8 protein-coding genes are annotated in these 8,535 nt (G+C 32.3%); all 8 read left to right on the top strand.

Annotated features, from left to right (window positions below):
* Positions 1 to 1,496, top strand: a 1,496-nt coding sequence (locus SOR60_RS07560; protein ID WP_320595620.1) for an ABC transporter substrate-binding protein, incomplete at its 5' end; no start/stop codon positions are given.
* 124 nt (positions 1,497 to 1,620) lie between these two features.
* On the top strand, positions 1,621 to 2,550 hold the full coding sequence (locus SOR60_RS07565; protein WP_154538977.1) for an ABC transporter permease: 930 nt from the start codon (positions 1,621 to 1,623) through the stop codon (positions 2,548 to 2,550).
* A gap of 11 nt (positions 2,551 to 2,561) precedes the next feature.
* Positions 2,562 to 3,434: an ABC transporter permease gene (locus tag SOR60_RS07570; protein WP_176269380.1), complete on the top strand. Its 873-nt coding sequence runs from the start codon at positions 2,562 to 2,564 to the stop codon at positions 3,432 to 3,434.
* A gap of 3 nt (positions 3,435 to 3,437) precedes the next feature.
* Positions 3,438 to 4,472, top strand: a complete 1,035-nt coding sequence (locus SOR60_RS07575; protein WP_154538975.1) for an ABC transporter ATP-binding protein — start codon at positions 3,438 to 3,440, stop codon at positions 4,470 to 4,472.
* A complete protein-coding gene (locus SOR60_RS07580) occupies positions 4,462 to 5,493 on the top strand; it encodes an ABC transporter ATP-binding protein (protein WP_320595621.1) in 1,032 nt (343 codons plus the stop codon). Before SOR60_RS07575 ends, SOR60_RS07580 begins: the two co-directional genes overlap by 11 nt.
* A 1-nt stretch (position 5,494) precedes the next feature.
* Positions 5,495 to 6,535 (top strand): M42 family metallopeptidase, encoded by a 1,041-nt coding sequence (locus SOR60_RS07585; RefSeq protein WP_320595622.1) that lies wholly within the window; start codon positions 5,495 to 5,497, stop codon positions 6,533 to 6,535.
* A 996-nt stretch (positions 6,536 to 7,531) separates the two neighbouring features.
* On the top strand, positions 7,532 to 7,816 hold the full coding sequence (locus tag SOR60_RS07590; RefSeq protein ID WP_154538973.1) for an autorepressor SdpR family transcription factor: 285 nt from the start codon (positions 7,532 to 7,534) through the stop codon (positions 7,814 to 7,816).
* Entirely contained in the window at positions 7,800 to 8,444 is a 645-nt protein-coding gene (locus SOR60_RS07595; RefSeq protein ID WP_320595623.1) for an SdpI family protein, read from the top strand. Before SOR60_RS07590 ends, SOR60_RS07595 begins: the two co-directional genes overlap by 17 nt.
* The last annotated feature ends 91 nt before the right edge of the window (positions 8,445 to 8,535 follow it).

Raw genomic sequence — 8,535 nt, forward strand, 5'->3', positions numbered from 1 at the left:
GATCTTCTAGTAATGTAAGCACAACTGAAAAAGTTGGAACAGCTGATCCTAATAAGGATATTCTAAAAATTGTAGTTGGTTATGATGCATCATCATTGGACCCATCTGCACAAAACGAGGTGGCAGCTTCAAATATCATGATGCAAATATTTGATGGTTTGGTAGTAATGGAAAATGATGGGACAATCAGTCCTGGACTTGCTGAAAGCTGGGATGTTGAAGGAAACCAAAAATATACTTTCCATTTAAGAAAGGGGGTAAAATTCCAAAACGGAGAACCACTTACTGCAGATGATGTTGTATTTACCTTAGATAGGGCTGCTAAAGCTCCGGCTGTTAAAGAATACTATGATGGAATTGACCTAGATACACTAAAAGCTGTAGATGAAAATACTGTAGAATTTTCACTAAAAGAACCAAACTCAGTATTTTTGGCATATTTAACTCACCCAGGTTCTTACATCATGAATAAAAAAGCAGTAGAAGAAGCTGGTAAGGAAGTTGGCTCTAAACCTTGTGGAACAGGACCTTATGAATTGGTTTCTTGGACTAAAAATGACAAGGTAGAATTAAAAGCATTTGATGATTACTGGGGAAAAAAACCAGCAATTCCAAATGTAGAGTATCGTACAGTTACAGAAATTACAAACAGGGCTATTGAGGTTGAAACAGGAAATGCTGATATAGCTTATGATATTGGGGTATTGGATTTAGATAAACTTAAAGATAATCCTGATATCAATGTAATCAGAAAGAAGCAAAACTCTATAACCTATTTAGGATTTAATGGTAAAAAAGCACCATTTGATAATGTAAATGTTCGTAAGGCTATAGCCCACACCTTGGATATACCATCAATTGTAAATTCAGTATATAAAGGACTAGGAGAGCCATCAATAGCTATGGTCCCATCAGATATTAAATATTCTAAACAAAAAGAACTAAAATTTTATGACGTAGATATAGATGAGGCTAAAAAACTTCTAGAAGAGGCAGGGGTTGGAGATGGATTTGAAACAACAATCATCACAAACGAAAACCCTCTAAGAGTAGATATGGGTACAATCATCCAATCAGAACTTGAAAAAGTTGGAATTAAAGCAAAGGTTGAAACACTAGAATGGTCAACTTTTCTAGAAAAATTGAAAGATCCAACAGCATATGATATGTACATGCTAGGATGGGCTACAAATATAGCTGATGCTGACGTAATGCTTTACGCCCTACTAAACAGTGGTGCATCTGCTGAAGGAAGTAACTATTCACACTTTGAAAACGAAGAATTTGATAAACTTTTACAAGAAGGCCGTTTAACAGAAGATGATAGTAAACGTTCAGAAGTCTATGGTAAAGCACAAGACATTCTTTACGATCAACTACCAATATTACCACTTGTTACAACAGAACAAGCTTTCGCAGTAAGAAGCTATGTAAAAGGTTTTGAACCTACATCATATGCTTATCACAGAATAGCACCTGTTTCTTTTAATAAATAATTAAAAAAAGTAAAGAGAAAATAATAAGCTCATAAGTAAACAGAAAGGGTATATCCTTTTCTGTTTCTTATGTAGGTACACTATTTAAAGGCCGAGGGGTCTTAAGAAAGAAGGAATACATAATATGATTAAATACATAATAAGAAGAATTTTATTGTTAATCCCAACCTTAATAGGGGTTACTTTTATAATATTCACTTTATTACATTTCACTCCAGGAGATCCCGCTTTAAGTATATTAGGAGAGAACTCTTCTACAGCAGAAGCTGAACAGCTGAGGGAAGAATTGGGCTTAAATGATCCTTTCCTAGTTCAGTATGGAAATTATATGAAAAAACTTGTTGTAGATCATGATTTGGGAATATCTTATAGGTCAAAAACATCAGTATCAGGTTTAATTAAACAAGTATTTCCAAATACTATTAAACTTGCTGTCTTATGTATTACTATAGCGGTATTGATTGGTGTACCATTGGGAATAATATCGGCAATAAAAAGGTACACGATCCTAGATAATGTAGTTATGTTGTTTGGTCTTTTTGGACTAAGTGTACCTGTTTTCTGGCTAGGTTTAATGTTAATTATTGCATTTTCAGTAAATCTAAACTTACTGCCACCATCAGGTTTTTCAACACCTAAACAAATGATTTTACCAGTAGCAGCACTAAGTTTACAATCTATAGCTGTAATTATGAGAATGACACGTTCGTCAATGCTTGAAGTTTTACAACAAGACTATATAAGAACTGCAAAAGCTAAGGGTTTAAAGCAAAAAACTACCATAGTGATTCATGCTTTGAAAAATGCCTTTATACCGGTTCTTACAAGTATTGGTTTGCAATTTGGTAACCTCCTAGGTGGAGCTGTTTTAACAGAGTCAATCTTCTCCATATCAGGTTTGGGAAGACTTATGACAGACTCAATAAAAATGAGAGACTTCCCTGTTGTTCAAGGTGGAGTTTTGGTTATAGCTATTGTTTATTGTTTAATAAATTTAATAGTTGACTTGTTATACGGATTCTTAGATCCTAAGATTCAAAGTCAATATAAGTGAGGAAATTTCATATGGAAACAACAAAAACATTAAAAGCAAGCAGATCTTCAAGTTTTAAATCTTTTTGGTATAGGTTCAAAAAGAATAAGCTAGCGGTTGTTGGCTTGATTATACTTTTATTATTAGTTTTAATAGCGATATTTGCAGATTTTGTAGCCCCATATTCATATGATGTTCAGGATATTTCAAATGCATTTGCAACAAACACTCGTGAACATATATTGGGAACAGACAATTTTGGAAGAGATATATTCTCAAGAATAGTTTATGGAGCAAGAATATCATTAACAGTAGGTATTATTTCTGTAGGTATAGCTACAATTTTGGGCGGATTTTTAGGAGCTATTGCAGGATACTATGGTGGTAGAATAGATAACTTTATAATGAGGATTACAGATATTTTACTATCTATACCTCAACTTCTTTTAGCTATAGCAATAGCTGCAGCACTAGGAACAGGTGTCAGAAATCTAATGATAGCAGTTGGTTTATCTTCTATACCTACTTATGCAAGAATTATGCGCTCGTCAGTAATTTCAGCTAGAGAACAAGAGTATGTTGAAGCTGCAAAGCTATCAGGAGCATCGGATTTTCGTATAATATTTAGACACGTTCTTCCAAACTGTATAGCTCCGATTATTGTACAAATGACCTTAGGAATAGCATCGGCTATACTAAATGCAGCCTCATTAAGCTTTATAGGACTAGGCGTTGAAATACCTGCTCCTGAATGGGGTGCTATGCTTTCAGAAGGGCGTCAATATATAAGATATGCTCCATTCTTGACACTATATCCAGGCATAGTTATCTCTATTACTATATTTGCTTTAAATATAGTTGGAGATGGCTTAAGAGATGCACTAGATCCAAAACAAAAGAGGTAATCTATGACAGAAAAAGTAATAAAAAATAAAGTAAAAAAAGTTGACCATTCTGGTTTAGAGACCTTGGTTGAATTTGATAATCTTCATACGAATTTCTTTACAGAAGGAGGGACTGTTCAAGCTGTAAATGGGGTTTCCTTCAAAATAATGAAAGGGGAAACTGTTTGTGTAGTAGGAGAATCTGGGTGTGGGAAATCAGTAACAAGTTTTTCTTTGATGAGACTTATAGAAGAACCTACAGGAAGAATTGTTGGTGGACATATATATTTTGATGGTCTTGATATTACAAAACTTTCAGATAAAGAGATGCAAAAAATTAGGGGAAACCGTATAGCTATGATTTTCCAAGAGCCTATGACTTCTTTAAATCCCTCACTAAAGATTGGCTATCAAATTAGTGAAGTATTAAGAAGACATAGAAAATTTAGTAAGGAAGATGCAAGGAAAGAATCCATAAGTCTATTAAATAAAGTTGGAATCCCAAGACCTGAAGCTATAAATGATTCATATCCACACCAGCTATCAGGTGGTATGAGGCAACGTGCCATGATAGCCATGGCTCTAGCTTGTGATCCTGATCTTTTGATAGCTGATGAACCTACTACAGCCTTGGATGTAACTATTCAGGCACAAATTTTGGAATTATTAAGAGATTTAAAGGAAAATTCAAAAACATCCATTCTATTTATTACTCACGACCTGGGAGTAGTTGCTGAGATGGCAGACTATGTTGTAGTTATGTATGCAGGAAAAGTAGTAGAACAAGGATATGTTGAAGATATATATGGTAATCCTCTCCATCCTTACACAAAAGGACTTATGAAGGCAAAACCTATGATAGGAATAAAACAAGACAGACTATACACAATACCAGGACAAGTTCCAAATCCAATTAATCTCGGAGATAAGTGCTATTTTTCAGATAGATGTTCAAAATGTTTTGACAAGTGTTTGAAAAAAACACCAACTCCTGTGGAATTTGATGAACACATAGTATCTTGTTGGTTATATGATCAGGAGGAAAAAGATGGAAAATAAAAAACCGATTCTGGAAGTAAGGAATGTAAAAAAATATTTTCCAATAACAGGGGGATTTATTAGACACAATGTTGGTGATGTAAAAGCTGTGGACGGAGTATCATTTGACTTATATCCTGGAGAAACCTTGGGTATAGTAGGAGAATCTGGCTGTGGTAAGTCAACTCTTGCAAGGGCTATACTTGGGCTTTATGAAGGTGTAGAAGGCAGTGTAAAATACAATGGTAAAGAACTTGTTGGTATGGATAAAGATGAAAGAAGAAAACTAAGTACAGATCTTCAAATGATTTTCCAAGATCCCTACTCTTCTTTAAATCCACGTATGACAGCAGGTCAAATTGTAGCAGAACCCTTGTCAAACAACAGCTTGTATAAAGATAAAGAAGATATGAGGGAAAAAGTAATAAACACAATTGAAGAATGTGGTCTTGCGGGTTATCACGCAACAAGATATCCTCATGAATTTTCAGGGGGTCAAAGACAACGTATAGGTATAGCTCGTTCCCTTGTTTTAAATCCTAAAATTGTTATTTGTGATGAGGCTGTATCTGCTCTAGATGTATCAATTCAGGCACAAATTATAAACCTATTAATGAATCTACAAGACGAAAGAGGTCTTTCTTATATATTCATATCCCACGACCTTTCTGTAGTGGAACATATTTCTACACGTGTAGGAGTAATGTATTTAGGAAACTTTGTAGAAATGGGTTCCAAAGAGAAATTATATGAAAATCCTCTTCATCCTTATACCCAAGCCTTACTTTCTGCAGCTCCTGTAGCAGATCCTAGTGCTGTTGTCGAAAGGCAAATTTTAGAAGGTGATCTTCCATCACCAGCAAACCCTCCAAAAGGTTGTAAATTCCACACTAGATGTCCATATGCTCAAGAAAAATGTGTAAAAGATGCTCCACAACTTTTAGATATTGGCGAAAATCATTCGGTTGCCTGTCATTATGTAAATAATTTAAAGCCAAGAACACTAAAATCATCAACAAATGAAGTGACAATTAAGGAGTAATATGATGGATTATACAGAATACGCAATGAAACTAACCAAAGAACTTTTACAAACACCTTCTCCAGGTGGATATACCTTTAAACAAAGAGAACTTTGTAAAAAACGCTTTGAAGATATGGGACTTGAAGTAAGAAGAACAAAAAAGGGTGCTATTTATGCAGTTCTTCCTGGAAAAAGTGAGGGAAAAGCAAGAGCTGTTGCAGCCCATATCGACACATTAGGTGCCATTGTAAAAGAAATAAAAGATGATGGCTATCTTAGAATAACAAATATAGGTGGCTATGCTTGGCAATCTGTAGAGGGAGAAAACCTAATTATTCATACCAGAGAAGAAAAAGAAATCACAGGAACACTTTTGCCTGACAAGGCTTCTATCCATGTATTTTCCGATGAAGTAAGAGAAGCTTCAAGAACAGAAGATTCCGTTCAAGTAAGACTAGATGCTGATGTTTCTTCAAAAGAAGGTGTTTTAAAACTAGGTATAAATGTTGGAGATTTTGTAAGCTTTAATCCTAGAACAGTAATCACTGAAAACGGCTATATAAAATCAAGATATCTTGATGATATGGCTTGTGTAGGAGTTTTATATGCAGCAGTAAAACAGATTTTGGACGAAAAAATGGAGGTTTCTCACACAACCTACCTATTTTTGACAGACTATGAAGAAATAGGTCATGGACTTTACGGAGTATCTGATGATGTACATGAAATTTTGGCACTTGATATAGGGACTGTAGGCTCTTATCACACATCTTGTGAGAAAAAGGTAACTATACTTGCAAAAGATTCCAGAACACCTTATGATTATGAATTTCGTCATAGACTTGAAGAAATAGCAATTAAAAATAATATTGACTACGCAACAGACGTTCACTTTCGTTATGGTTCTGATGCAACAACTTATGCCCTACAAGGAACAGATTTCAACTTTGCTTGTATAGGACTTGGAGTAAATGCAACCCACCACTATGAAAGAAGTCACTATGATGGATATAAAAATAATATAGACTTATTAAGAGAATATATGCTAAGTGAATATTAATCTGCAAATATCTTGGAAAAATCGAATAAAAATATTAATTTTAATAAGTAAATTAAGGCATAAAGACTTAAGGAATTAGGAATTTTATAAAAACTAATCCAAAAATCTTTAGGTTTTATATAAAGACTATGACTTTTATTGCTCATAGTCTTTTAAAAATCATTTACTTGAACAAATAATTCTAATTTTTTTAAAGCTTATTGTTTTTATAAGTCAATACATCTATGATATTTTCATCCTTATACAAAATTATTCCTCTTTAAAATATAATTCAAGTTTTATTTTTTCTCTTTAGTTATCTTATCAGTATTTCTTTATATCAATATGTAGATGACCAAAATTATATTTTAAAACTCGATAAAAAATCTTATGTTTGCTATACTTAGTGAGTAGCATATTTACAAGTATGTTTGTTTTAGGTTTCCTATTATCTAATATGTCTTGAAACAACAGTCTTGGATAAATTTATTAGTTAATTTATATTTGTGATATTTTTTACTCAATTAGCCAGCTATTCTATTGCCAATCTCCTTGTTCTTAAAACTTTATTATAAATATTTTTTATTAAAATTATTTGAAACTTTCAAATTATATTTTATATATAAGATGGAGAGATTTGATATATTTTCTATAAAGCTTTAGCTAGGGAAATAGTCTTAATTTATATTTAAGGCGGTCAAATATTAAAACGGAGAAAATTTCTAAAAATTAAGAACAGTGGAAAGTCATACCTTTATTACTATTAAGGCAGTAGAATTTAGTCTTTCTATTTTTGATTTATATTTACTTAAATTGTCTTGCGGATGACATGTTTATAAAAAAAAGTAATAAGAAAAATAAATTTAAATAATAGCTACATAGAAGATTATATTGATAAAGTCTAAATATTATAATATTATTTAGAAAAACATCTAAATAGTATTGACAAAAAGGCAAACATAAAGCACTATCTATTTAGATAGAATTCTAAATAGTGAGAGGATGGGTGATATCAATATGGCTTTTGCTGATACCTTTAAGGTACTATCAGACCCGGAGAGAAGAAAAATTTTAGAATTGTTAAAGAAAGGTGCAATGTCTGCTGGGGAAATAGCTTCAAATTTTAACACAACTGGTGCCACTATTTCATATCATTTGAAAATTTTAAAAAATGCGGATCTTATTTTTGAAAGGAAAGAAAAAAACTATATTTATTACCAGTTAAATATATCGGTATTAGAGGACGTTATGATTTGGATAGCGAGTTTAAAGGAGGGTGACACAAATGCTAATGAGGAATAGAAAGACTTTAATTTTAACAAGCATAATCATATTATTACCTATTTTAATAGGGTTATTATTATGGGATAAGCTTCCTGATACGATGGCGACACATATTGGATTTGATAATGAAGCAAACGGGTTTAGTAGTAAAATTTTTGGAATAGTTGGACTTCCACTTATTTTGTTATTAATCCATTTATTTGCTTCAGTAGTAACTGCTAAGGATCCACGCAAACAAAATATAAGTGATAAGATGTATACTCTTGTTTTGTGGATAATACCTTGTATTTCTATATTTGTATCAGCTTTTATGTATCTATATAACTTGGGAATTAGATTAAATATTACTTTATTTTTTAGCGTATTTATTGGACTAATTTTCATAATTATAGGAAATTATCTTCCAAAGGTAAGGCAAAATTATACTTTAGGAATTAAAATACCTTGGACACTTGCAAATGAAGAAAATTGGAATAAAACACATCATTTAGCTGGGATTTTATATATTGTTTTGGGTATATTTCTAATTTTGGCAACTTTTATCGATTTATTTAAAAATCCTTTTCCTATGCTAATTGTAGTCATTATAGCTGTTTTAATTCCAGGAATTTATTCATTTCTTTTACATGTAAGAAATGGACTTTAAATATAAAGTAATATAAGAATGTATGCTATAATTTGAAAAACTCAGAAATCTGAGTTTTTTCATGTTCAAAATTAATAGGTGAGATATTGGC

The organism is Anaerococcus porci, from assembly GCF_034090325.1.
In the GTDB taxonomy this organism is placed as follows: domain Bacteria; phylum Bacillota; class Clostridia; order Tissierellales; family Peptoniphilaceae; genus Anaerococcus; species Anaerococcus porci.

Coding starts and splice junctions, on each gene's coding strand:
- SOR60_RS07575 (WP_154538975.1), top strand. CDS start 3,438: ATGACAGAAAAAGTAATAAAAAATAAAGTAAAAAAAGTTGACCATTCT.
- SOR60_RS07580 (WP_320595621.1), top strand. CDS start 4,462: ATGGAAAATAAAAAACCGATTCTGGAAGTAAGGAATGTAAAAAAATAT.
- SOR60_RS07570 (WP_176269380.1), top strand. CDS start 2,562: ATGGAAACAACAAAAACATTAAAAGCAAGCAGATCTTCAAGTTTTAAA.
- SOR60_RS07565 (WP_154538977.1), top strand. CDS start 1,621: ATGATTAAATACATAATAAGAAGAATTTTATTGTTAATCCCAACCTTA.
- SOR60_RS07590 (WP_154538973.1), top strand. CDS start 7,532: ATGGCTTTTGCTGATACCTTTAAGGTACTATCAGACCCGGAGAGAAGA.
- SOR60_RS07595 (WP_320595623.1), top strand. CDS start 7,800: ATGCTAATGAGGAATAGAAAGACTTTAATTTTAACAAGCATAATCATA.
- SOR60_RS07585 (WP_320595622.1), top strand. CDS start 5,495: ATGATGGATTATACAGAATACGCAATGAAACTAACCAAAGAACTTTTA.